The sequence below is a fragment of the Vibrio sp. 10N.222.55.C6 genome, assembly GCF_041473395.1.
In the GTDB taxonomy this organism is placed as follows: Bacteria; Pseudomonadota; Gammaproteobacteria; order Enterobacterales; family Vibrionaceae; genus Vibrio; species Vibrio crassostreae_C.
In genome coordinates, this window is the sequence record NZ_JBFRSD010000341.1 from 1 (window position 1) to 452 (window position 452).

The following is a 452-nucleotide window of genomic DNA, read 5'->3' on the forward strand; positions in this document are numbered from 1 at the left end:
AAACAGCGTTATACTGATCATCGTTACTTAGGACTGACAGAGCCTTCAATCATTGCCGCTGAGCCACCAAACCCGATAGTAAACGAACTGGTGATCATGCCAGATATCGAGAAGCGTCTTGAGGCATTCGTTCGTATGGCACATGGCATCATCATTTTCCCAGGCGGCCCAGGCACGGCGGAAGAGCTGCTGTACATCTTAGGGATCATGATGCACCCGAATAACGCCGAACAACCAATGCCGATTGTGTTAACGGGCTCGAAAGAGAGTGAGGCTTACTTCCGCTCAATCGATAAGTTCATTGGGGAAACTCTAGGGCCTGATGCGCAGAAACATTACGAGATCGTGATTGATGACCCAGCACGCGCTGCGAAAATCATGAAACAAGCGATGCCAGATGTGCGTTCTCACCGTAAAGAGACCGGTGATGCCTACAGCTACAACTGGTCACT

At 50.0% G+C, this 452-nt stretch carries 1 protein-coding gene; it reads left to right on the top strand.

Annotation, left to right across the window (positions count from 1 at the left end; genetic code table 11):
• Positions 1 to 452: LOG family protein (locus AB4486_RS24020; protein ID WP_372119114.1), on the top strand; the 452-nt coding region annotated here is incomplete at both ends.